The following is a 24153-nucleotide window of genomic DNA, read 5'->3' as shown; positions in this document are numbered from 1 at the left end:
TAATTATTCTCAAAAAGTATTTATTTTTTATTAATAGCCTCAACGACTTCTTTCATTAAAACTGGTGATGCATAAACCTCCACACTAGAAGCGAACGCTAAAACCACCCCAATTACAAGAAAGAAGCATGTATAACGGATTAATAATGGTAATAGTGGCTCGGTTATTTTTCTAATAAATTGATGCCTAATCATCCGTAAAGAAAAACTTGCAGCAATGGTTGTCATAATGAGAAAGACTGGAATGATAATTAAATTTTGTGGCAAAACAGATACAAATGCTAATAATAGTCCATTCCATCCATGCTGACTTACTAAAAAACCAACTGTAAATCCAACAACAACTCCTTTTACAAATAATAAAATAAAAATAAGTGGTAATCCAATAATTGAAATCCCTAAAATCCAAATAAATCCGATGTATTTTAATTGCGAAAAGTAACTTTCTCGAAACATTTCGCCTGCAATGGCAAATTCTCCTTTAGAGACTTGTCCAAAAAAACGTTGTAAATAAAATGATAAATCTTGTTTTTGATTGATTTGTAAACTATTCACAAGAATGGCTCCAAATATTACTCCCATCAATAATAAAACAGCGTTAAATATATATAATGAAGAGTTTTCCTGTATGTGAGACATTACACGGTCTTGCCAATTTTTTCGCCACATTTTTCTTCCCTCCGTTCGCACTCTTATTAAAAATGTATGAAAGAAAGAAAAAAGTATGACGAATTAACATTGAAATTCCGCTCTACTTTGCTAAACTAAAAAGTAGAGAATAGGAGGGATTTCTCTTGAAACCATTATTATTAGATTTTCCAACATTATTTCAAACTGAACGCTTGCAAGTTCGCAAACCATTTCCAGGTGATGGTGCAGAAGTATACGAAGCAATCCAAGCTTCTCTAGAAGACTTAGTACCGTGGATACCAATTAACGCTGAAACAGAAGAGAGTGCTGAAGAAATTGTTCGTAACGCTCATGGACAGTTTTTACTTCGTGAAACACTTGATTTTCACTTATACGATAAAGTATCTGGTACATTTATCGGAGCGATTACGCTCAAGCCTGAAAACTGGGATATTCCAAAGTTTTCACTTCACTTCTGGTTGCATAGCGCTTATACAAAACAAGGCTATATGACTGAAGCTGTTAAAGGTGCTATCCAATTCGCCTTTGATAAACTAGGCGCTAGAAGAATTGAAATTCGTACTGATGCAACAAATATAAATGCATGTAGCTTAGCAGAACGTTTAGAATTCATTCTAGAAGGTACAATGGAAAATGATTTCCTAGCACCAGATGGTAGCTTACGTGATGCACGTGTATATGCAAAAATCAATTAAAAAACACTCGCCTTTGGCGAGTGTTTATTTTTGTAGTTGTAAATATTGAACTGCAAACATCGTCTTCGCATCATGAATACGAAGATCCTTCATAAGAGTAATCGCGTCTTCTAATGATACTTCCATTAATTCCACAAACTCATCTTCATCTAAATCCGCTTTATTTTCTTTTTTTGTCAAACCTGTCGCTTTATATACATATAAAATTTCATCTGCGAATCCTGGAGATGTATAGAAAGAAGTAATGAGCTCCATATTTTCACACACATACCCTGTTTCCTCTTCTAATTCACGAACTGCTGTCACCTCAGGTTTTTCACCAGGTTCTAACTTGCCCGCTGGAATTTCTATAATCGCCTTTTCAAGCGCTTTACGATACTGCTCAACAAGCACAATTTTCCCCTCATCAGTAATAGCAATAATCGCAACTGCACCAGGGTGATTTACAATTTCACGTTTACTCATTTCTCCATTTGGTAATACTACATCATCAACACGAACTTTTATAACTCTACCATCAAAAATCGGCTCAGTTTTTACTGTTCTCTCTGTAAGATTACTCATACTACTTCATCTCCCTGTTCTATTTCCTATTCTTTCTTCATACATTTTACCACATTGAAAGGAGCGTGATAGAAATGAAAGTTTATATTTTACCAAATCGCATCACGTTAGTCGGAAAAGCATGGCAAATTCGCCATAAGCTAAAACAATATAGTAAGGAATATACAACCGTACAAGAGTGGATTACAGCAAATAAAGTGAAACGTTAATCCGTTAAGCTCATACTAATCAGGATTTTACGGGCAGTTAATGCAAAGCAAAAAGTAAACGTTTGTCAACCTCTTTTTCCTTTCGTACAATAAAGATAAGGAGGTTGACCTATGAAAAAACGTCAATTAGGAAACTCAGATTTATTTGTTACAGAAATGGGCCTTGGCTGTATGTCTCTCGGTACATCTGAAACAGAGGCTATGCGTATTGTCGATGAAGCAATCGATTTAGGAATTAATTTTTTTGATACAGCAGATTTATATGATTACGGATTAAATGAAGAATTTGTTGGAAAAGCCTTGAAGGGGAAACGAGACAAACTTGTTCTTACAACGAAGGTTGGAAATCGTTGGACAGAAGAAAAAAATGGCTGGTCTTGGGATCCTTCTAAAGCTTATATAAAGACTGAAGTAAAAGAAAGTTTACGTAGACTTCAAACTGATTATATTGATCTTTACCAACTTCATGGCGGAACGATTGAAGATTCAATAGATGAAACAATTGAAGCTTTTGAAGAATTGAAAAAAGAAGGTATTATCCGCCATTACGGTATTTCTTCTATACGTCCAAATGTCGTTCGTGAGTATGCAAAACGCTCAAACATCGTTAGTGTACTAATGGAATATAGCCTTTTAAATCGTCGTCCAGAAGAATGGTTCCCGCTTCTGAATGAACACCAAATTAGCGTCATTGCTCGCGGACCACTTGCAAAAGGAATTTTAACTGACAACAATGTAAGAAAAATAGAAAGAGTAAAGGAAAAGGATTATCTCTCTTATTCTTACGATGAATTACATACAACTCTAGCGAGTGTAAAAGAAACGATTGGAGAAAGCTCTTTAACAGGAACAGCTATTCAATATTGCTTATATAATAAGACTGTTGCAGCTGTTATACCTGGTGCAAGTTCTCTTCAACAATTGCAGGAAAATATACGAGCTAGCCAACAGTTACCTTTAACTAAAGAAGAATATGTACAACTTCAAAAAATTGTTAAATATGACACATATGCTTTGCATCGTTAAAAATATCGAATTACCGATAAACATAAGACTGCCTCCTTTATTAGGAGACAGTCTTTTTTACAACGTATCATATTTATCAGGATTCGTTCCTACATGTAACTCACGATTCAACGTGTTAATTTGATTTATCTCTTCTTCAGTTAGTGAGAAATCAAAAATAGCAAAGTTTTCTTTAATACGAGATGGTGTAACAGATTTAGGAATTGTAACAATCCCGCTTTGAATATCCCATTTTAATATAACTTGCGCAGGTGTTTTTTCATATTTGTTAGCAATTCCTTGAATGATTGGGTTCTCGAATACTTCGCCGCCCCTCATTAACGGACTCCACGCTTCCATTTGAATTTGCTCACCTTGACAATAATTACGCAATTCAAATTGCGTTAACATCGGATGAAGTTCTACTTGGTTTACCATCGGCTTCACTTTGCAATTTGGTAATAACAGTTCTAAATGATGTTTATGAAAATTAGAAACACCAATCGCACGCACTTTACCTTCTTCATATAATTTTTCTAAAGCTCGGTACGTATCAACATACTTCCCTCTTACCGGCCAATGTATTAAATATAAATCTACATAGTCCATTTGTAATTTCTTTAAGCTTTTTTCAAACGCCTCAAGTGTCTCCTCGTATCCTTGATCGTCATTCCAAACTTTTGTTGTAATAAATAGGTCTTCTCTTGGAATTCCTGATTCACGAACCGCTTCTCCGACACCGCTTTCATTTTCATACACAGCTGCTGTATCAATCGAACGGTATCCAACTTCTAGTGCTGTTTTTACTGCTTGTTTTACTTCGTCACCTTCTTTTGCTTTATAAACGCCTAGACCAATCATCGGCATTTTCACGCCATTATGAAGTGTAGTTGTTGGAATATGCACAGTCGTCTCCCTTTCATTGTTACATTTTTATAAACCATAACTTTATTTCAACAAGATTCATTCAAAAAGTCAAAACATACGTACAGTTTATATAACACATTTATATAGCTAAAAAAATAACGTGAACTCATTCATTCACGTTATTTTCTCTCCATTCTTTCACTTTTTCATCCACACTACGCACAAACTCATTTTTGCCTTCCGTATATAATGTGCCATCATATGTATACTTTTCGGCTAATTCTTTCTTTAAGGTTGCATATGCCTCTGCTTCTTCACAATGAGCCATCATATAATCACGAAACGCTAAATGCCTTACTATCTCTGGATTTCCTTTTTCAAACACGTGTAAATGATACGAACGTTTTTCCTCCGTTCCATGAATAAAAAATCGGCGTCCTGAAATACCATTTTCCCCTTTTACGATGTAACCAAGCTCTATAAATCGTTCATTCCACCTATCTATCCTTTTGATACTTTCTACTTCCATGATCATATCAATAATAGGTTTAGCTGCCAGTCCTGGCACTGACGTACTTCCAATATGATGAATTTTCACCGTTTCTGGCATCGCTGTTTTTAATCTTTCAGCCTCCATTTGAAATTTTTCACTCCAATGATTTTCATGCGGAACAACTACAATTTTTCTCATACTAACTCCCCTTTTCTTACAAGCTCGTCAAAAAAATGATCAGTGAAGTTTCACTGATCATTTTTTTATTATTTAAAGTCTTTCCAAGTAAGGTTACTTTCACTTAACAGTTCTTCAAATGATTTATTCTTTTCACGTTCTTTTTGTTCTTGACGCTTTCTTTCTAATTCCGCTGCCTCTTTTTTCTCTTCTCTCACTTGCAACTCTTTCTTCTTACTCTTTAATTGTTGCATGAGTGAATCATTTAATTGATCGCCTAATGTAAGTGTTTCTTTCTTCGGTTGATCCACTTGCGATTGTCTTTGTTTCTTTTTCTTCATGCTACTCACCTTTTACTTTTTTCTCCATTATAGTAGATACACCATGAAATCGACAATAAAAAAGGGTCTTTACTCTATTATTCACTTTTTGTAAATATGTTAATTTTTCGAAAAGACTAAATTTTTATGTAGCTATAATCCTATGAATCTATTAAAATTATGTCGTATGATGTCAGATTATAAAAAAAGGAGACATGAATTATGTGGAAAAAAATCATTCCTACTGTTGCTGTTTTAAGCACCATTACTTTTTCAAGCGTATTTGCCGCTCCCCCATCTCAGAATCCAACTGAACAAAACCGCTACATAGATGTACAAATGCTTGGTATTAATGATTTCCATGGACAACTAGATACTGTTAAAAAAATCAATAATAAAGAAGCTGGTGGCGCTGATTACTTAGCTACTTATTTAAAGGAACGCAAAAAACAAAACCCTAATACACTTCTTGTACATGCTGGCGATATTGTCGGAGCTAGTCCACCAGTTTCAGCATTGTTACAAGATGAACCGACGATTGAATTTTTAAATGACTTAAAATTTGATGTTGGTACAATTGGAAACCATGAATTTGATGAAGGCATTGATGAAATGAAACGCCTCATTTACGGTGGATATCATGAAAAAACAGGGAATTTCACAGGTGCTAACTTCCCCTATGTAGCTGCTAACTTCTATAACAAATCAACTGGCCGCTTATTCTTACCACCATTTACTGTAAAAATGGTAGATGGTGTTCCTGTAGGATTCATTGGCGTTGTTACAACTGATACACCAAATGTCGTTATGCCTACGATGCTTAAAAATGTACAAATTACTGATGAAGTAGAAGCAATTAATAAATCAACACAACAATTAAAACGTCTCGGCGTTAAATCTATCGTCGTTCTTGCTCATGTCGGTGGAACAACCGATGAGTCTGGGGTAACAAATGGTGACCTTACTCGAATTGCAAATGAAACGGACCCAGAAGTTGATGTTATTTTCGGTGGACATAGTCATACGTATGTAAACGGTACAGTAAATAATAAACTAATTGTCCAAGCAAATTCCTACGGAACTGCTTTCTCAGACGTGGATGTAACAATTGATCGTAAAACAAAAGATATTGTAAAGAAAAAAGCTGAAGTTGTTACAACATATCATGAAGGTGTAGAACCTGATAAACAAGTAAAACAAAAGTTAGATCAATATAAAGAAAGAATCGCCCCTCTTGTAAATGAAGTTGTCGGAAAATCTACAGCACCTATCGACCGTAAACAAAATGATGCTGGTGAATCTACTCTTGGAAATGTAATTGCCGACGCACAGCGCCAAACGATGCAAGCTCAAATCGCCATCATGAACCCTGGCGGCATTCGTAATGACTTAGATGCTGGTGATATTACGTGGGGTGAATTATACGGCATTCAACCTTTTGGAAATCAATTAATTAAAGTAGATTTAACAGGTCAAGATATTCGCGATATTTTAAATCAACAATGGCAAAAAGGAACGACAAGAATGCTTCAAATTTCAGGTATTCAATATACTTGGGATGCAAATAAACCAAACGGTGAGAAGGTTACAAACATACGTTTAACGAGTGGCGAAGAGTTATCTCCATCTAAAACGTATAGCGTAGTTGCAAATGCTTTCTTAGCTTCCGGCGGTGACGGATTCGTATCATTTAAAAATGGTAAAAATGCAGAAACTGGTCCAAATGACTTTGAAGCACTAGTCGATTACGTAAAACAATTAAAAGAACCAATTCAACCAGTTATTGATGGAAGAATTCAAAAAGTAAATTAAGTGGTTCTCTAATAAGAGATCCCTTTTCCCGCCATAAAGAATTGGCACTGATTCTTTATTTTATACGTAATATACATCATAAAAAGGATACTCGTTCTTCCACTGAACATAGTATCCTTTTCTTTAGTTATCAAAATGTGATGTTTTGTTAAATTCATATTGCTGTAAAAATTGTTGCAACGCCTCTTCAACAAGTTTAGATTTTTGAACTCCTTTTGATTCTGATATAAGGTCCAATCTTGCTAATATTTCTGTATTAATAGAAAAAGTTCGTCTCTTTTTCTCTGTACTTTTACTCGTAATGGGTGCAATTACTTCTTCTCTTTTTCTTAATAATTCATAAATGCTTTGTAATTGCTCGTAAATTAATAATTGATAATCTGTTTTCTCATATTGAAGGGCGGTCGCTTCTTGGAGTTGTAAGTGACGTGGTTCCTCTCCCTCTCCTACAAAAATACGCTTCTTCTGTTCTCCATCGTATTCATATCCAATTAATCTTAATTTCTTCGATAATGTATACGGGCTTATTTCAAGACGTTTTGCTATAATAGCGATGGATTCACGCCTATTTAAACAATCTATAATTTCTCCAATCGTCACAAGTTCCCCCTCCTCCCATGTTGAAATGACACTAGGGTGGTATGTTACAATGATTTTCTAACAGTATATGCAAAACAAATAGCCTGTGCGATTCATACGATTTTAGAAAAGGAGGTTTTCAATATGCTTTTTCGTAGCTATACCCCACAGTTCTATACTGAAAATAAACAAGTCCTTCCTAATAGTATCGCTACGATGGAAAGCGTTATGATTAATAATCGAAAACAGTCCCTCCTTATGCGTGGACAAAACATAGAACAGCCTATTTTATTATGCTGTCACGGCGGTCCTGGCATGGCACAAATCGGATTTATTCGCCATTTTCAAAAAGAATTAGAGAAGCACTTTATCGTTATTAATTGGGATCAACGCGGGGCTGGTAAATCCTTTTCACTGAAAGATTTCGGAGCAAATTTCACAATCGAACAATTCGTTTCCGATGCAAAAGAAGTGATTGAATATGTACTTAAAAGGTTCAACAAACAAAAACTATTCCTCGCTGGTCATTCTTGGGGAAGTATTATTGGACTTAACATAGCACACCAATATCCAAAGTATATCGAGGCTTATATTGGTATTGGGCAAATTGTACATATGAAACAAAATGAAGAATTACTATATCAACATTTAATTCGTTCTGCCAAAAAACATGATCATAAAAAAGCTTTAGCTTCCCTTTTAAAATTAGGAAAACCACCATTTTTAGATACGAAACGTCTCATTATCCAAAGAAAGTGGCTTGGCACATTCGGAGGCGCAATCCAAAACGGATCTTCCTTTTCTTTCATACGAAAAGGTTTCTTTTCTCCTGAGTATACGCTATTAGATTGGTTTAAGTTTCTCGCAGGAAACTTAAAATCTGGCGTCTTATGGGAAGAAATGCTGACGACTGATTTCTTTTCTTCTATTTCAAGTTTATCTATTCCTATTTACTTTTGTTCTGGTCGCTATGACTATCAAACCCCTTATGCACTCGTTCAGCAATATTGTGATGTTATTGAAGCACCCATAAAAAAGATGATTTGGTTCCCAAATTCAGCACATTCTCCTGATTTAGAAGAACCAGAACTCTTTTCCAACTCTTTACAATCAATTAAACAAGAGCTAGTTTTTCAACATTAGCAATAAAAGGCTCTTTTACATTTCATAGAAAACAATTTATAATAATATGTCGCAAGTATGTATAAAGTGAAACTTTAATCAGTGGGGGGCTTACTGCCCGTTAATGCGGGATAAATATAGCAAACAGTTTCATATTTACTTGCCTTAACAGAATAAAAATTAGGGAGATTACATTTATTATGAATGCTGTACTCATCGCAGTAGCAGTTATGCTATTGCTCAGTTTATTACGTGTCCAGGTCATTGTCGCCATCATTGTTGGAGCTTTAACAGGCGGGCTAATCGGCGGACTCGGTATTTCAGAAACGATTAACACTTTTACAACTGGTCTTGGAAACAGTGCTCCTATCGCTTTAAGCTATGCAATGCTTGGTGGTTTCGCTATTTCTCTTTCCAAAACAGGACTTCCTGATGCCATGATTCACACCGCGTTAAAATGGATTGGCAATGAACAAGACACGAAAAAACAAGTTTATTCTAAAATACTTATTTTATTCATCATTTTAACAATGGCTTGTTTCTCTCAAAATATTATCCCTGTTCATATCGCTTTCATCCCAATCTTAATTCCAGCACTTTTAAAAGTATTAAATGAGCTGAAAGTGGATCGCAGACTTGTTACATGTATTATTACATTTGGATTAATTACACCTTATATGTGGATTCCAGCAGGATTCGGAAAGATATTCCATGACGTGTTACAAACAAATGCCGCACAAAGTGGTCTTACATTTGATGTTACACTTGTTCCAAAAGCAATGACCATTCCCTCAATTGGTATGATTATCGGATTATGTGTAGCGGTATTTATTACGTATCGAAAACCCCGTACTTATGAAACTGAACAAATTCATACTACCGAAAATGAAATCGTTCCCTATACAAAACGTAGCATTACTTTTGGCTTATTATCTATCGCTGCTACATTAACTGTTCAATTAGCAACAGAATCAATGATTTTCGGTGCTTTAGCGGGGATTATCGTCTTATCAGTTAGTGGTAGTCTACCTCTTAAAGAAGCAGATTCAATTTTAACTAGCGGAATGCGTATGATGTCCTTTATCGGATTTGTTATGATTTCTGCCGCTGGATTCGGTGCAGTTCTTCGTAAAACAGGACATGTTGAATCGCTTGTGCAAACGAGTGCACATATAATTGGAAACAATAAACCACTCGCTGCATTTCTTATGCTTGTTATTGGACTTCTCGTTACGATGGGAATTGGTTCATCCTTTTCAACCATCCCTATCTTAACAACAATTTTTGTACCTCTTTGCATTCAGCTTGGATTTAGTCCAATGGCCACAATTGCAATTATCGGTACAGCTGGAGCGCTGGGCGATGCAGGATCTCCAGCATCAGATAGTACACTTGGACCAACATCCGGTTTAAATGCTGATGGTCAACACCATCATATATGGGATACATGTGTACCAACTTTTCTGCATTATAATATACCGTTGCTTATATTCGGCTTTATTGCCGCCATTACATTATAAAAGGTGCGTATACAACGCACCTTTTACTTTTTTATTTTTCTTTTTAATTGTTGAAAAGCTATTTTCCCACTATCTTCGACACAGCTTTCAACTTCCGGTAGTGATGGACCTACCCATTCACTCTCTATACTCCCGTTTAGTCCGATAATTTTTAATTTGTCTGGTATATGGATATTTAAAATTTTTGCCGCTCGAATTAACTCAAACGTACTCTTATCACTTGAAGTTACAATTCCATCTATATACGGATAAGTTTGCAATAATGTAATAAACTGTTTATTCGTATACCCTTGTACACATGCTTCCCGATAAGAGATTCCTTCATCCCAAACAGCGTCTAAAAATCCAGATATATGCTCGTCCATTTCTTCACTTTCTTCTCCCACACCGAAATATGCAAGAAAGTGACATCCTTTCTCTTTCAATAAAGAAACAGCTCTCTGTCCACTTTCATAATAATTTGCATGGGATTTTTGCTCATCAATCACAACAAACGGAAATGGAATTTCTCCTATACTTTTAAAAACTGCTCTTGTCAAAATAACACCTGCAATGTTATTTTGCTTCAGCATATGTATGTATCTATCTTTATTCTCTACATTACAAATAATTATTTGATAGCCTTCTTTATATGCTATTTCCTCAATACAATGTAGCAAGGCGATGTTTGATGGGTTACATAAATTATCTACAAGTAATGCAATTATCGTTGAATTCTCTTTAAATAGTGGCTTCGCTGCACTGTTTGGCCTATAACGTAATTCTTCAATTGCTTCCTTTACTTGTTTTACTGTGTCCTCATGAACGTATCCTTTTTCATTAATAACTCGTGAAACGGTTGCGACTGAAACACCTGCCAATTTTGCAACATCACGTATAGTTGCCACATCGTCACCCCTTAATATGGTAATAGATTACAATTTTACGGTAACCTAAATTACACTATCCGTCAAGAATAATAACTCATATTTCTGAAAATTGTTACATCATTTCACTAAACGATACTCCAACTGAATTTCATGTAAAATTGGGATATTATCATATCCAATACGCGGAATTTCTTTCTTTATTTTTCGTGCTTCTTCTACTGCATTCACATATAAATTTGTCATCACAAAATTACGTTTTTGATAAAAACGTAACGCATTCATATTATCATTCGTTGTAATAAGCCACACCTCTTGGCACTGTTCCTCTTTTGCAACTTGCAATACGTACTCCACAAGCTTCGTACCTATTCCCTTTCTTTCTTCAAAACTATCTAACGATACAATTTCACACGTATTTCCGGATACTTCATATGTTATGATTCCGATTATTCTGTCATCTAGGAGCGCAACAAAACCTGGTAACTCTTCTAATTGATGCCCCTTGCCACGTGAAACCATCAATGAACTCCCCCAATTCTCACGCATGAACATTCGAATTGTTTCTTTCATCGTTGGCGTAATTTTTTGTATATGCACCATTTCCTATTTCTCCCCTTTTATATCATTGTGATACAATATAAGTGTATCACATGTAACGGTATTTGGAGGATGAGGTAAAGTATGAAACGTTTTTTTGCAGCATTGTTTACTGTACTAGGCGCGATAACAGCCCTTGGGATTTTCTTTACAAATAAAGTGATGTATTTAAAGAAAAAAACAGAGGAAGAAGTACTCGAAAGAGAAACGAAAAAACATTTTCGTATAGAAGATTTTGATGCGCTTCATAAAGAAGAAATTCATATCCCTTCACAATTCGGATATGATCTTCACGGATATTACATTCCCGCTGGTCATTCCAATAAGTTTATGGTTTTTTGCCACGGTGTAACAGTAAATAAAATAAACTCTGTAAAATATGCAAACTTATTTTTAAACAGAGGATATAACGTCCTTATTTACGATCATCGTCGCCATGGTAAAACTGGCGGAAAAACAACAAGCTATGGATACTATGAAAAACATGATTTAAAATCTGTAGTTGATTGGCTAAAAAGTCGTTTTGGCACAAATATAACCCTTGGTATTCATGGTGAATCGATGGGAGCTGCAACACTTCTTCAATACGCAGGATTTGTAGAAGACGGTGCTGATTTTTATATTGCGGATTGTCCTTTCTCTGATTTTTACGGACAATTACAGCACCGTTTAAAGGTTGAATTCCATTTACCAAAATGGCCTTTATTACCTTTAGCAAATGCTTTTTTAAAAGTTCGTGACGGTTATACAATTCGTGAAGTTTCACCTATTGATTGTATAAAAAACATTAACAATCCCGTCCTCTTTATTCACAGTAAAGACGATGATTATATTTTAGCTGATATGACTAAAGCTCTATATGAAGCAAAAGAAAATAATAAACAACTTTATATCGCAGAAAACGGTGCACACGCTTGCTCTTATAACGAAAATAAAGAAGAGTACGAAGCAGCCGTCGATCAATTTTTAAACACATATGTGAAAGAAACAAAAAACAGGCTTGCATAAGCCTGTTTTTTTATTGCGCTAAAACGTCTGTAACTTGTTCCATATTTTCAGAAATCCATTGCATTGCATCATCTAACGTTGGAAATTCTGTCGTTTGAAATGTTACTTCATCTTGAAGTAACCAAACATCCTTTGCCTCTTGCCCTACACCTGCAATGGACCAATGTAACAAACTATATGGATGATTATCATTCAAAAATGATGCCCACGTGCGCTCATTTGCAATGTTTCGTAATGTATGTAATTGTTTATCCATCTCTCGTCACCTTACTCTAGTCAGTTATAAAAAACATTATAACACTCTCTTCTCTTTCGAACAAAGTGCTCTTTTTGTCCCGCTATTTGCGGGCAGTAAGACTTCCACCTCAAAATTCAGCTGAGGCAAAGAAGTTAGGAGGGAGATTAACTGTCCGTTAACACCCGATTGGTTCAACTAATAATCAGTGGAATGAACCCCCACTGATTAAAGTTTCACTTTATATTGCCAAGCACTTCCCTTGATTATATGATGAAATTAAGCGTTTGGGAAGGAGGGATAACGTTGGCGAAAGTACAAATTAAAGTAAATGACAATGGCTCTTTTCGCGTTACAGGGGACGTGGAATTAGTCGATTCACAAGGGAATGTATTCCCAGCAAAACCGGCATTCTCTTTATGCCGTTGTGGTTTATCAAAAAACATGCCTTATTGCGATGCTTCGCATAAAGGTAAATTCGATTCTGTTGTTAGAGCACCAGAGGCAGAATAAAATCACATGTGACATGCACATTTTTTTGTGCATGTTTTTTCTTTTTAGCAACTCCTTTATATCCCTTTTCCTTACAGCATTTCTCATACTTTTGTCTCCATTCCAACATGCATATATTTTCATACAATTCTTCACATTCAAATATTTTTTACTAGCCTTTTATTTTTTTTGTGCTATAATTTGAGCAAACAACATCCTTCGGGGTCGGGTGAAATTCCCAACCGGCGGTGATGAAGTGAAAACTTCTAAGTCCGTGACCCGTTTTCAACTCGAAAACGGTGGATCTAGTGAAACTCTAGGGCCGACAGTATAGTCTGGATGGGAGAAGGATATGTTTCTAGTTTTTTATATAGTGAATACACTTTTATTTCAGTATGCATATTTTTAAAGATTCATTTTGATTCTTTATATATGTTTAGTTTTCTATACTCATTTTTTTACACTGAAATAAAAAGAGACAACTAGCGTTTGAAAAATTCGATATTTTGCTAGGTTTTTTCCTTATGCAGAAATATCAATTATCGTTAGGTTTCTTTCCTATGCTTTCGTATTCGAACTATATGTCTAGAAATCACATCTCCCAAACCCCAAGGATATTAAATCCTTGGGGTTTTTTGATTTTTTTAGGAGAGGTGAAGAGAATGACAGATCAAGAATATATGAAGATTGCCCTGCAGTTAGCTGAAGGGACATCAGGACAAACAAGTCCAAATCCTATGGTTGGTGCTGTTGTTGTAAAAGATGGAAACATCGTTGGTATGGGGGCTCATTTACAAGCTGGTGAAGAACACGCAGAAGTTCATGCCCTTCAAATGGCTGGTCAGAACGCCAAAGACGCTACCGTTTATGTAACACTGGAACCGTGTAGCCACTTTGGAAAAACACCACCTTGCTGTGAATTGCTCATCGAAAAAGGAGTTAAGCGTGTTGTAATTGCTACTCTCGATTGTAATCCGCTCGTTTCTGGTAACGGAAAAAGAAGATTAGAGGAAGCTAGAATTGAAGTAACTACCGGTGTTCTTGAAGCGGAAGCAGTTTTATTAAATCGCTACTTTTTTCACTACATGAAAACGAAACGCCCTTTTGTAACAATAAAAACAGCGATGAGCTTAGATGGAAAAACAGCAACTGTAACTGGTGAAAGTAAGTGGATTACAGGTGAAGAAGCACGTGCTGATGTTCACCAATATCGCCATACACATGATGCAATTCTTGTTGGAGTAAATACAGTTATAGCTGATAATCCACATCTAACAACAAGAATTCCAAATGGCGGAAAACATCCTATTCGCATTGTTCTAGATACCCATTTACGAACGCCACCATCTTCTCATGTCATAACAGATGGTTTTGCACCGACATGGATTATTGTCGGGAAAGATGTACAGAAAGAAAAGATATCTTCTTATGAATCTAAAAATATAGCTATATTCCAAATGGGAACGAAGTATATAGAAATCGAGAACCTTCTTTCCTTTCTTGGAGAGAAACAAATTCTTTCTCTATTCGTTGAAGGTGGCCAATCGATTCATGCAAGTTTCTTACAAACAAACAATTTCAATGAAATTGTAACTTATATAAGCCCGAAATTAATTGGCGGGAAAGATGCTCCTACTTTATTTGGAGGAAATGGTTTTTCAAAATTACAAGATGCGCTTTCCTTGAAAATTCAAGAGATGAAACAAATTGGTGATGATATAAAAATCGTTGCGAATGCCCAAAACGAGGTGACGGAATGTTTACAGGAATTGTAGAAGAATTAGGAACGATAGCAAACATGCAACAAAGCGGAGAAGCAATGAAGTTAACGATACATGCAAATGAAATTTTATCAGATGTTCATTTAGGCGATAGTATCGCGGTTAACGGTATTTGCTTAACTGTAACGAGCTTTACACCTACTTCATTTACAGTTGATGCAATGCCCGAAACGATGCAATCAACATCACTTCGTCTGCTCAAATCACACTCTAAAGTAAATTTAGAGCGAGCAATGGCTGCAAACGGACGATTCGGTGGACATTTCGTTTCAGGACATATTGATGGCATTGGAACGATATTAACCAAAAAACAACACTATAATGCCGTCTATTACAAAATAGCTATTTCTGATGAACTGCTGCGCTATTGTTTGCATAAAGGATCCATTGCTGTTGATGGAACGAGTTTAACGATATTTGATATAGACGAATCTTCCATAACGATTTCACTCATCCCGCATACAGTAAGCGAATCTGTCATTGGAGAAAAGAATGCCGGAGATATCGTAAACATTGAGTGTGACATGATTGGTAAATATATCGAACGCTTTATTACTAAACCTGCAAAACGAACAGGTTCAATGACCGAAAGCTTTTTACAAGAAAACGGATTTCTATAAGGGGGAAGCATAATGTTTCATCGTATTGAAGAAGCACTAGAAGATTTAAAACAAGGAAAAGTCGTTATCGTATGTGATGATGAAAACCGAGAAAACGAAGGCGATTTTATTGCTTTAGCAGAGTACATTACGCCAGAAACAATTAATTTCATGATTACACACGGCCGTGGTCTCGTTTGTGTACCGATTACAGAAGGGTACGCAGAACGTCTACAATTAGAACCAATGGTATCTCATAATACAGACTCGCATCATACTGCGTTTACAGTGAGCATTGATCATGTTTCTACAACAACAGGGATTAGCGCTCACGAACGTGCAACTACGATACAAGAATTGTTAAACCCTGCATCAAAAGGCGCTGATTTCAATCGACCTGGACATATCTTTCCATTAATCGCGAAAGAAGGCGGTGTCCTGCGCCGTGCAGGTCATACAGAAGCTGCTGTTGATTTAGCAAAGCTTTGCGGGGCAGAACCAGCTGGAGTCATTTGCGAGATTATAAATGAGGACGGTACGATGGCACGCGTACCTGATTTACTACAGTGTGCAAAACAATTTGATATAAAAATGATTACAATAGAAGATTTAATTGCTTATCGCCGTCATCACGAAACACTTGTGACGAGGGAAGTGGAGATTACATTACCTACAGATTTCGGTACTTTCCGCGCAATTGGCTATTCTAACTCATTAGACACAAAAGAGCATATTGCACTCGTAAAAGGTGATATTTCAACAGGTGAACCGGTACTTGTGCGTGTTCATTCTGAATGCTTAACTGGAGATGTATTCGGTTCATGCCGCTGTGATTGTGGACCACAACTTCATGCTGCACTTGCTCAAATTGAGCGTGAAGGAAAAGGTGTTCTTCTCTATATGAGACAAGAAGGACGAGGCATTGGGCTTCTTAATAAGCTTCGCGCTTATAAGTTACAAGAAGAAGGCTTCGATACTGTAGAAGCAAACGAAAAACTTGGGTTCCCTGCTGATCTTCGTGATTACGGTATCGGCGCTCAAATATTAAAAGATTTAGGTTTACAACATTTACGATTATTAACGAATAATCCAAGAAAAATTGCTGGCTTACAAGGTTACGATTTAAAAGTTACTGAGCGCGTACCGTTGCAAATGCCAACAAAAGAAGAAAATAAAACGTATTTACAAACGAAAGTAAATAAATTAGGACATTTATTAAACTTATAATTAAAGGAGAGATTTATTATGGTATTCGAAGGTCACTTAGTTGGTACAGGATTAAAAGTTGGAGTTGTTGTTGGACGTTTTAATGAATTTATTACAAGTAAATTACTAGGCGGAGCTTTAGACGGATTAAAGCGTCACGGTGTAGAAGAAAACGATATTGATGTTGCTTGGGTTCCTGGCGCATTTGAAATTCCTTTAATCGCTAAAAAGATGGCGAATAGCGGAAAGTATGATGCTGTTATTACATTAGGTACTGTAATCCGAGGTGCTACAACGCACTACGATTACGTTTGTAATGAAGTAGCAAAAGGTGTTGCGTCTTTATCACTACAAATGGACATCCCAGTTATTTTCGGCGTATTAACGACAGAAACAATTGAACAAGCGATTGAACGCGCAGGTACGAAAGCTGGTAATAAAGGATATGAATCAGCTGTTGCTGCAATTGAAATGGCTCACTTATCAAAACAATGGGCATAAAAAAAGAGGCTGCGGCCTCTTTTTATTTTTTCACCGTTTTTTGTACATCTTTTATTAATTCTTGCATCGTTTTTCCTTCTGTTTTTATATGAAGAGCTTGTGCTGTTCTCCATACATTCTCTCTTTTTTTCGCTTCTTCTATAATAGTAATTTCTTTTCTAACTTCCTTTAGATCTTTTCCTTCCGTTTTCAATCCAAAATGTTCAGCTTTCGTTCGAAAGTGTTGTTCAATTCTTTGTTGCATCTCTTTTTGTTCAGGGTTTTCAGCAGCCTTAACTGGATCAGAACTTATTGCTTTTATTAAAATTAAACAAGTCATAATCGCTAATATGTATTTGTACATGTAAAATCCTCCAACCCAATATAAATTACATATTTACTATGTACAAATAGGGCTTGGAAAATTCGTCCACAAAAATTATTTTTTCGCTCAAAACCCAATAGTATCAAGCGTTCACAACTATTTATTACATTTTATTTACAAAAAAGCAAACCCTTTTACAAGTTTGCTTTTTCATCTATCTTATAATGCACACTCTTCAATCTCAAATCCTAAATCTGCTATCATACCCCAGTCCGCAGTCGGCTCTTGTCCAGCTGTCGTTAAGTAGTCCCCGACAAAAATAGAATTTGCTGCAAATAAACCGATTGGCTGTACAGAACGTAAATTGATTTCACGTCCTCCTGAAATACGAATTTCTTTTGTTGGGTTTACAAAACGCATCATCGCCAGCACTTTTAAACATTCTACTGGCGTTAACTCTTTTTGCCCTTCAAGAGGTGTTCCCTTTACAGCAACAAGGAAATTACACGGGATAGAATCTGCATCTATACGTTGTAATTCAAATGCAATTTCTGCACGCTCTTCAATTGTTTCTCCCATTCCAAAAATTGCACCAGAGCATGGTGAAATACCAGCTTGTTTCGCTTTTTGAACTGTATCAACGCGATCATCATACGTATGAGTTGAGCAAATGCTATCATAATTGTTTTCATGTGTATTTAAGTTATGGTTATAACGATGCACGCCCGCTTCCGCTAACCGTCCTGCTTGATCTTCATTTAAGAAACCTAAACAACAACAAATCTTCAAATCTGTCGTTTCACGAATTTCCTTAACTGCTCCAATTACGTGATTTACCTCTTTATCCGTCGGACGACGACCAGACGCTACAATACAATATGTTCCCGCTTTACGGCGGATTGCTTCATGTGCCCCTTCTACAATCTTCTCCTGCGTTAACCATGCATATTTATCAATCGGTGCCTCTGAAATAATAGACTGTGAGCAATACCCACAATCTTCAGGACATAATCCAGATTTCGTATTAATAATCATATTCAATTTTACTTTCTTACCAAAGTGATGATGGCGAATGATGTAAGCTGCATTCATAATTTCTAAAACTTCTGTATCATCAGCTTCTAATATCGCTATTGCATCTTCTTTCGTAATCATCTTCTCTTCCACTACGTCGTATGCAAGCTTTTTCCAATCCCTTTTTGTTTGTACTTGTTTCATTTCATCTCTTCCCCTCTTTTGTTATATGCATAAATAAAGCATGATACGTTGCCATTATCCCTTCGTTTCCCGTGAAGTCTCTTTCGTATATGCGTAGCATCGCACGAAAGAGTGAGGGACTTTGACAATATGATCCTTCATTGCTATTAGTCGCTCCTACTTTTCGAATAGAATGCAGAAACTCCTTAACTTCTGTAAAACTCTCTATGTAACATGTTTCAGAAACATGCACATCCCCTGTTTCTATCTTGCATATATGAAGCAACTGATCTTTCGAATAAAAACGTTGACCAATCGATGTTTCATTTTTTATATTTTTTTCTTCTTTCGCACGTTGGAACGAAGCATGCAATTCTTGAAATGTTTCATGTCCAAACGTTGAAAAGAGTAATATCCCATCTATAGACAAATGATGAAATAAATTTCTTAACACTTGTTGTAAATTATTTAACCATTGAAATGTAGCATTTGAAATAATGACATCATATGATTCTTCTAATCGTAATTGCTCAATATCTTCACAGTGAAACGTTACATTTTTTACATTTTTTCTAGTTTGCGCAATCGCAATCATACTTTCAGCAAAATCAACTGCTGTAATATGGGCTTTCGGAAATAAATTTGATAATTGCTCTGTTACATACCCCGTCCCGCATCCCAATTCTAAAATACGTATTGATGCTGTTTCACTATATCGTTTCTTTAAGATTGAAAGTAACGAATGTGCCATCTTTTTTTGTACATTTGCATATTGATCGTAAGATACGGCTGCCCCATTAAACCGTTTTTGTAGTAACGTTTTGTTGATCATGTCGTATCCCCTCTACAAATTGAATTATCTCATTTGCGCAATATTCGAAATTCGTTACACACAATGCATGCCCAGCTTCACTTACTACTTTCAGCTCGCTGTTGCTATTCTCCGTCATACTACGTACTGCAGACAATGGGCATATTACATCCTGTTCTCCGTGAATAAGTAGTATAGGTACTTTAACTTCTTTCAGTTCTTCTCTCATATCTGTTTCTATTAAATAATCCAAACCTAATTGTAAAGACTGAATTGAATCACCTTTAAAACGTTCTACAATGTCTTCAAAATTTTTATTCTCTTTCAGTTCATCTTTCGTAAACATATTTTCATAAAACCGCTTGAGCGTATCTTCTTTCCTTCTTGCCAAATTCCTTTTCAGCCGTTCTACATGCAAAGCATTCCATCCATTACTATAGTCGTTCGTATTTGTAAATTTAGCAGTACCACCAATTAATACGATGCCTTTCGCCTTCATCTTTTTATAAGCTTGTACTGCCGCTAACGCTCCTAGTGACCATCCAACTAAAATTACATTGTCATTATGCGCTACGTCTATAATTCGATCCGCAAATTCACTGCGTTCTTTCACATTACGCCAATCTATGCATTGAACAGAATATCCTTGAAAATACGGAAGTACTAAATCCCAAATGTTTTCTTCCATTCCCCATCCAGGGATGAAAACAATTTTTAGCTCGTTCATACGAAAAGCTCCTCTTCTTTCGCAATGTGGATAATTCGGTCAATAGCCCATTTTAAATCAGCTATTGTATGTTGTGATGTAACTGCAAAGCGAATTCGAGAACTATTAACCGGTACAGTTGGTGGACGAATTGCAATGGCTGCAATTCCTGCCGCTTGTAACCTTTTGCTAAACCGTAAAGCATGTTCATTTGAACCGACTACAATCGGTACAATATGAGTTGAACTATTCCCAATATCAAAACCGGCATTTCGTAATTTGGTCCTGAAGTATTTTCCATTTGCTATAAGGTTCTCTCTTCTTTCGTTATCTTCTTTTACAATTTCAATTGCTTTTCGCACCGCTCCTAACGTACCTGGTGGTAAAGCTGTAGTAAAAATAAAGCTTCTCATCATATTTTGTAAATACTCTATATAAATTGCATCACCTGTCAAATACGCACCATAACACCCTAAAGCCTTGCTAAACGTCCCCATATGTATATCAATTTTTTGAGCAAGATCTTTTTCTATATGAGATAATCCCGCTCCGCCGATTCCATATATTCCACTCGCATGTGCTTCATCAACTATAATGATTGCCCCGTATTTCTCTTTGAGCTGCACTAAATCTTTCAAATACGCAGTATCACCATCCATACTAAAAACGGTATCTGTTACGATTAATTTTCTCTTTTCAGGAGATGCCGTTTTCAACAACGTCTCCAGATGATCCAAATCATTATGCCGATACCTTTTATGCTCTGCCCCACTTAGTATGATTCCATCAACAATACTTGCGTGATTTAACTTATCACTAAAAACAATATCGTGCCGAGAGGCTAAAGAAGATATTGCACCTATATTTGCCGTATACCCACTATTTACAATTAAAGCTCTTTCAGTGCCTTTCCAGTCACATATGCTTCTCTCAACCTCTTCATATAATGGATGATTTCCTACAACAAGGCGGGAGGCAGTCGCTCCAGTTCCATATCTTTTTGTACAGGTAATAGCAGCTTCTTTTAACCTTTCATCTCCAGCTAACCCTAAATAATTATTTGACGCTAAATTTAACATCCTTTTCTTATCTCGAATAAGCCATGTCTCTTCTGCCTGCTCTGTTACAGATAAATTTCGATACTGCCCTTGCTCATGTAATTGTTGTAATTTAGATTGAAGGTGCGCGTGCCACGTTTGATTCATTTTGGATAAACTCCTCTAATTTTGAAATCATCATATGTTCTTTTACAGATTCCAATACTTCTTCTTTCGTAAAATCACCTTCAAAGAACGGTAATAATCCTAACACTGGTACCCCGCTCAGCTCTTCAATCATCTCTTTATTTTCTTGCACTCTTTCCATTTCACATTCTTTGCAACCTGATAAAATGACACCCGCTATGGTTAAGTCATGCGCCTTTGCGTAAGCAATCGTTAACACTGTATGATTTACTGTTCCTAATGTAGGACGAGCTACTACAATAAGAGGCAACTGTAATTCTTTTGCAAAATCAATTACTAAAGCATCTTCTGTATATGGGACAGCAAGCCCACCTGCTCCTTCTACAAATAAGCTATTAAACTCTTTTAATAGTTCATTATAGTAATCAGTAATTTCTTTTAACTTTACTACTCTTCCAGCTCTTTTCATGGCAAGTCTCGGAGCAAGTGGTTCTTCAATAGAATAAGGGCAAATTTCATTTTCTTTTGTCGGTACACCTGATAATGCTTTTAACCTTGCCGCATCCCCCTCAGGGTTTGATGCAACATGGCCACTTTGCAACGGTTTATATACCCCTACGTTATATCCTAATTCTCTAAATACACCTGCTACAGCACCTGCAACTACTGTTTTTCCAACTTCAGTATCAGTTGCTGTTATGAAAAAACCACTCATTATTCTCCCTCCGTAACATCCGAGATTGCTTTATATAAAATACGTAACATATCATCAATCTCATCAATTGTAGAAGCAAGTGGCGGCATAAATACAATCGTGTTACCTAACGGTCGTAAAATCATACCCAGCTCTCTTGAGCGTTTACATACTTGAACACCGACTCTTTCTGTCCACTCAAACGCTTCTTTCGTTTCTTTATTCTTCACAAGCTCAATACCAACCATTAATCCGCACTGACGAATATCACCTACATGTTTATACGCAAAGAGCTTTTCTAATTGCGCTGCCACATAATCCGTTTTACGTGCCACTTCTTCTATTAAATTTGTTTTTTCATATAGTTCTAGATTCGCGATTGCTACAGCACACCCTAACGGATTGCCTGTGTAGCTATGTCCATGGAAAAATGTTTTTTGTTCTTCATATTCTCCTAAGAAGGCATTATATATTTCATCTGTCGTTACCGTAACTGCAATTGGTAAATATCCACCTGTTAAACCTTTCCCAGCAGTTAAAATGTCTGGCGTCACATTTTCATGTTCACACGCAAACATTTTCCCCGTACGTCCAAATCCAGTCGCTACCTCATCTGTAATAAATAATACATTGTACTTTGTACATAAATCGCGCAGTCCTTTTAAATATCCTTTTGGCATTGTAATCATCCCGCCAGCACCTTGCATTAACGGCTCCACAATGATGGCAGCTACTTCTCCATGCTTTTCTTTCAACAATTCTTCCATTTCTTCTAAATGGCTTTTTACAATTTCCTCCTTATTATTTCCGTAAGGAGAACGATATGTATATGGATACGGCATTTTAATCGCATCAAATAAGAGCGAACTATACACTTGGTGAAACAAGTCTATTGCTCCTACCGAAACAGCTCCAATTGTATCACCGTGATATGCTTCTTTTAATGTAACGAATCTTTGTTTCTTTGGTTTCCCTTTATGCTGCCAATATTGAAAAGCCATCTTAATTGCAATTTCAACAGCAGTAGAACCTGAATCAGAATAGAATACCTTCTTCAATCCTTCTGGTACAACATCAATAATTTTTTCTGCTAATAAAATAGATGGAACGTTAGCAAGTCCCAACATAGTAGAATGAGCAATTTTATTTAACTGCTCACGAATCGCTTCATCTAATTCTGGTACTTGATGTCCGTGAACATTTAACCATATAGATGAAACACCATCCCAATATTCATTACCATTTACATCGTATAGCTTTCTTCCCTCCCCACGTTCAATAATGACAGGATCTTCTTCTAAATAATCTTTCATTTGTGTAAATGGGTGCCATACGTAAGCTTTATTTTTCTCCGCTAATTCTTCATATGTATAAGATGATTTTTCAGTCGTTTTACTATTTATAGTCACAATTGCCACCCCTAATGTTAACTAGTTTATAAATATAGTTAACATTAAATTCAAATGACTGTCAATTATTTTAAAATCAAATAGTTCTTAAAAAAGAACAACTTATCATACGATAAGTTGTTCTACTTTCCATGCTGTATCTTTCCAATTTCTAAAATAATTTCTTCATCTTTTTTTCCCTCTGTATCAATTCCAAGTTGCTTAGCGTGCTCAATTAATAAATCATGACGCTTCTCAAATCTAGCGGCATTTACTTCTTTCGCAACCACTTCTTTTGTTTTCCCATCAGTAGAAACCCCTAGCTTCTCTACTGCTTTTTCCATTGATTTCTTCTCTTCTATTTCTTTTACTTTCTTTACTTCTGACTGCCTTGTTTGACTTTGTTTTGACTGCTCTGATTCAGCCGCAAAAGCTGTGTAAATTCCAGCACTTCCGCCAACGACTAGTAAGGTGGTAAAAAGAATTATTTTTTTCTTCACTCTTTCCTCCCCTTTCAAATTCATTATAACGTACAAAATTAGAGCTTTAAAACAATTCTCCTTTATTT

General features: G+C 36.1%; 29 protein-coding genes and 1 riboswitch. Of the genes, 12 read left to right on the top strand and 17 right to left on the bottom strand.

Annotated elements, in window-relative coordinates; all coding sequences use genetic code 11:
* Positions 1 to 20: 20 nt before the first annotated feature.
* Positions 21 to 638: a stage II sporulation protein M gene (spoIIM, locus tag COK05_RS21130; RefSeq protein ID WP_255290345.1), complete on the bottom strand. Its 618-nt coding sequence runs from the start codon at positions 636 to 638 to the stop codon at positions 21 to 23.
* Between the two features lie 155 nt (positions 639 to 793).
* Here spoIIM and COK05_RS21125 point away from each other — a divergent pair, with 155 nt between their 5' ends.
* A complete protein-coding gene (locus COK05_RS21125) occupies positions 794 to 1345 on the top strand; it encodes a GNAT family N-acetyltransferase (RefSeq protein ID WP_098614121.1) in 552 nt (183 codons plus the stop codon).
* 24 nt (positions 1346 to 1369) lie between these two features.
* On the opposite strand, the gene COK05_RS21120 is transcribed toward COK05_RS21125, so the two are convergent.
* Positions 1370 to 1909, bottom strand: coding sequence for an NUDIX domain-containing protein (locus COK05_RS21120; protein ID WP_098614120.1), 540 nt, complete (start codon positions 1907 to 1909; stop codon positions 1370 to 1372).
* Between the two features lie 74 nt (positions 1910 to 1983).
* On the opposite strand from COK05_RS21120, the gene mciZ reads away from it, so the two are divergent.
* Both mciZ and COK05_RS21110 read left to right on the top strand, forming a co-directional pair.
* Positions 1984 to 2118: a Z-ring formation inhibitor MciZ gene (mciZ, locus tag COK05_RS21115; protein WP_098614119.1), complete on the top strand. Its 135-nt coding sequence runs from the start codon at positions 1984 to 1986 to the stop codon at positions 2116 to 2118.
* A 111-nt stretch (positions 2119 to 2229) separates the two neighbouring features.
* Positions 2230 to 3144 carry an aldo/keto reductase gene (locus tag COK05_RS21110; RefSeq protein ID WP_098614118.1) on the top strand — a complete coding sequence of 305 codons (915 nt, stop codon included), beginning with the start codon at positions 2230 to 2232 and terminating at the stop codon, positions 3142 to 3144.
* A gap of 57 nt (positions 3145 to 3201) precedes the next feature.
* Here COK05_RS21110 and COK05_RS21105 read toward each other — a convergent pair whose 3' ends face one another.
* From COK05_RS21105 to COK05_RS21095, 3 genes are all read right to left on the bottom strand, one after another.
* Positions 3202 to 4029 carry an aldo/keto reductase gene (locus COK05_RS21105; RefSeq protein WP_098614117.1) on the bottom strand — a complete coding sequence of 276 codons (828 nt, stop codon included), beginning with the start codon at positions 4027 to 4029 and terminating at the stop codon, positions 3202 to 3204.
* A 127-nt stretch (positions 4030 to 4156) separates the two neighbouring features.
* Positions 4157 to 4681: a GrpB family protein gene (locus COK05_RS21100; RefSeq protein ID WP_098614116.1), complete on the bottom strand. Its 525-nt coding sequence runs from the start codon at positions 4679 to 4681 to the stop codon at positions 4157 to 4159.
* 68 nt (positions 4682 to 4749) lie between these two features.
* Positions 4750 to 5001, bottom strand: a complete 252-nt coding sequence (locus tag COK05_RS21095) for a YqkE family protein (RefSeq protein WP_098614115.1) — start codon at positions 4999 to 5001, stop codon at positions 4750 to 4752.
* A 201-nt stretch (positions 5002 to 5202) separates the two neighbouring features.
* Between COK05_RS21095 and COK05_RS21090 the strand changes: the two genes are divergently transcribed.
* Positions 5203 to 6792, top strand: coding sequence for a bifunctional metallophosphatase/5'-nucleotidase (locus COK05_RS21090; protein WP_098614114.1), 1590 nt, complete (start codon positions 5203 to 5205; stop codon positions 6790 to 6792).
* 123 nt (positions 6793 to 6915) lie between these two features.
* Here COK05_RS21090 and COK05_RS21085 read toward each other — a convergent pair whose 3' ends face one another.
* The gene (locus COK05_RS21085) at positions 6916 to 7392 is read right to left on the bottom strand and encodes a ribbon-helix-helix domain-containing protein (protein WP_098614113.1); all 477 of its coding nucleotides are present in this window, start codon (positions 7390 to 7392) and stop codon (positions 6916 to 6918) included.
* A 123-nt stretch (positions 7393 to 7515) separates the two neighbouring features.
* Here COK05_RS21085 and COK05_RS21080 point away from each other — a divergent pair, with 123 nt between their 5' ends.
* On the top strand, positions 7516 to 8514 hold the full coding sequence (locus COK05_RS21080; RefSeq protein WP_098614112.1) for an alpha/beta fold hydrolase: 999 nt from the start codon (positions 7516 to 7518) through the stop codon (positions 8512 to 8514).
* A 179-nt stretch (positions 8515 to 8693) separates the two neighbouring features.
* Positions 8694 to 10013, top strand: a complete 1320-nt coding sequence (locus COK05_RS21075) for a Na+/H+ antiporter family protein (RefSeq protein WP_098614111.1) — start codon at positions 8694 to 8696, stop codon at positions 10011 to 10013.
* Between the two features lie 23 nt (positions 10014 to 10036).
* On the opposite strand, the gene COK05_RS21070 is transcribed toward COK05_RS21075, so the two are convergent.
* Together COK05_RS21070 and COK05_RS21065 are read right to left on the bottom strand one after the other, a co-directional pair.
* Complete coding sequence (locus COK05_RS21070) at positions 10037 to 10900, bottom strand: LacI family DNA-binding transcriptional regulator (RefSeq protein WP_098614110.1); 864 nt, start codon at positions 10898 to 10900, stop codon at positions 10037 to 10039.
* A gap of 99 nt (positions 10901 to 10999) precedes the next feature.
* Positions 11000 to 11482 carry a GNAT family N-acetyltransferase gene (locus COK05_RS21065; protein ID WP_098614109.1) on the bottom strand — a complete coding sequence of 161 codons (483 nt, stop codon included), beginning with the start codon at positions 11480 to 11482 and terminating at the stop codon, positions 11000 to 11002.
* 81 nt (positions 11483 to 11563) lie between these two features.
* Between COK05_RS21065 and COK05_RS21060 the strand changes: the two genes are divergently transcribed.
* Positions 11564 to 12487, top strand: coding sequence for an alpha/beta hydrolase (locus COK05_RS21060; RefSeq protein WP_098614108.1), 924 nt, complete (start codon positions 11564 to 11566; stop codon positions 12485 to 12487).
* Between the two features lie 10 nt (positions 12488 to 12497).
* Here COK05_RS21060 and COK05_RS21055 read toward each other — a convergent pair whose 3' ends face one another.
* Complete coding sequence (locus tag COK05_RS21055) at positions 12498 to 12743, bottom strand: DUF2552 family protein (protein ID WP_000360793.1); 246 nt, start codon at positions 12741 to 12743, stop codon at positions 12498 to 12500.
* A 285-nt stretch (positions 12744 to 13028) separates the two neighbouring features.
* Between COK05_RS21055 and COK05_RS21045 the strand changes: the two genes are divergently transcribed.
* From COK05_RS21045 to ribH, 5 genes are all read left to right on the top strand, one after another.
* Positions 13029 to 13235: a CDGSH iron-sulfur domain-containing protein gene (locus tag COK05_RS21045; protein ID WP_098614107.1), complete on the top strand. Its 207-nt coding sequence runs from the start codon at positions 13029 to 13031 to the stop codon at positions 13233 to 13235.
* A gap of 190 nt (positions 13236 to 13425) precedes the next feature.
* Positions 13426 to 13569: riboswitch (FMN riboswitch) on the top strand.
* Positions 13570 to 13876: 307 nt separating this feature from the next.
* Positions 13877 to 14989 (top strand): bifunctional diaminohydroxyphosphoribosylaminopyrimidine deaminase/5-amino-6-(5-phosphoribosylamino)uracil reductase RibD, encoded by a 1113-nt coding sequence (gene ribD / locus COK05_RS21040; RefSeq protein ID WP_098614106.1) that lies wholly within the window; start codon positions 13877 to 13879, stop codon positions 14987 to 14989.
* Positions 14971 to 15615 (top strand): riboflavin synthase subunit alpha, encoded by a 645-nt coding sequence (ribE, locus tag COK05_RS21035; protein WP_098614105.1) that lies wholly within the window; start codon positions 14971 to 14973, stop codon positions 15613 to 15615. The genes ribD and ribE overlap by 19 nt, the downstream gene beginning before the upstream one ends.
* A 12-nt stretch (positions 15616 to 15627) precedes the next feature.
* The gene (gene ribBA, locus COK05_RS21030; RefSeq protein WP_098614104.1) at positions 15628 to 16821 is read left to right on the top strand and encodes a bifunctional 3,4-dihydroxy-2-butanone 4-phosphate synthase/GTP cyclohydrolase II; all 1194 of its coding nucleotides are present in this window, start codon (positions 15628 to 15630) and stop codon (positions 16819 to 16821) included.
* An 18-nt stretch (positions 16822 to 16839) separates the two neighbouring features.
* Positions 16840 to 17301 (top strand): 6,7-dimethyl-8-ribityllumazine synthase, encoded by a 462-nt coding sequence (gene ribH, locus COK05_RS21025; protein ID WP_002122292.1) that lies wholly within the window; start codon positions 16840 to 16842, stop codon positions 17299 to 17301.
* A gap of 22 nt (positions 17302 to 17323) precedes the next feature.
* On the opposite strand, the gene COK05_RS21020 is transcribed toward ribH, so the two are convergent.
* The 8 genes from COK05_RS21020 to COK05_RS20985 all read right to left on the bottom strand — a co-directional run bounded on the left by COK05_RS21020 (position 17324) and on the right by COK05_RS20985 (position 24085).
* Positions 17324 to 17644: a hypothetical protein gene (locus tag COK05_RS21020; RefSeq protein ID WP_098614103.1), complete on the bottom strand. Its 321-nt coding sequence runs from the start codon at positions 17642 to 17644 to the stop codon at positions 17324 to 17326.
* Between the two features lie 180 nt (positions 17645 to 17824).
* On the bottom strand, positions 17825 to 18823 hold the full coding sequence (bioB, locus tag COK05_RS21015; protein WP_000815858.1) for a biotin synthase: 999 nt from the start codon (positions 18821 to 18823) through the stop codon (positions 17825 to 17827).
* A gap of 1 nt (position 18824) precedes the next feature.
* A complete protein-coding gene (gene bioC / locus COK05_RS21010) occupies positions 18825 to 19634 on the bottom strand; it encodes a malonyl-ACP O-methyltransferase BioC (RefSeq protein ID WP_098614102.1) in 810 nt (269 codons plus the stop codon).
* The gene (locus tag COK05_RS21005; protein ID WP_098614101.1) at positions 19600 to 20340 is read right to left on the bottom strand and encodes an alpha/beta fold hydrolase; all 741 of its coding nucleotides are present in this window, start codon (positions 20338 to 20340) and stop codon (positions 19600 to 19602) included. The genes bioC and COK05_RS21005 overlap by 35 nt, the downstream gene beginning before the upstream one ends.
* The gene (gene bioF / locus COK05_RS21000) at positions 20337 to 21524 is read right to left on the bottom strand and encodes an 8-amino-7-oxononanoate synthase (RefSeq protein WP_098614100.1); all 1188 of its coding nucleotides are present in this window, start codon (positions 21522 to 21524) and stop codon (positions 20337 to 20339) included. The genes COK05_RS21005 and bioF overlap by 4 nt, the downstream gene beginning before the upstream one ends.
* On the bottom strand, positions 21490 to 22218 hold the full coding sequence (gene bioD / locus COK05_RS20995; RefSeq protein WP_098614099.1) for a dethiobiotin synthase: 729 nt from the start codon (positions 22216 to 22218) through the stop codon (positions 21490 to 21492). The genes bioF and bioD overlap by 35 nt, the downstream gene beginning before the upstream one ends.
* Positions 22218 to 23606, bottom strand: a complete 1389-nt coding sequence (bioA, locus tag COK05_RS20990) for an adenosylmethionine--8-amino-7-oxononanoate transaminase (protein WP_098614098.1) — start codon at positions 23604 to 23606, stop codon at positions 22218 to 22220. The genes bioD and bioA overlap by 1 nt, the downstream gene beginning before the upstream one ends.
* A 122-nt stretch (positions 23607 to 23728) precedes the next feature.
* Positions 23729 to 24085 (bottom strand): hypothetical protein, encoded by a 357-nt coding sequence (locus COK05_RS20985; protein WP_141539194.1) that lies wholly within the window; start codon positions 24083 to 24085, stop codon positions 23729 to 23731.
* Between the last annotated feature and the right edge of the window lie 68 nt (positions 24086 to 24153).

The organism is Bacillus cereus, from assembly GCF_002567495.1.
Classification (GTDB): domain Bacteria; phylum Bacillota; class Bacilli; order Bacillales; family Bacillaceae_G; genus Bacillus_A; species Bacillus_A cereus_AQ.
The sequence above is the reverse complement of the archived record's forward strand: the minus strand, read 5'-3'. Positions and strand labels throughout refer to the sequence as shown.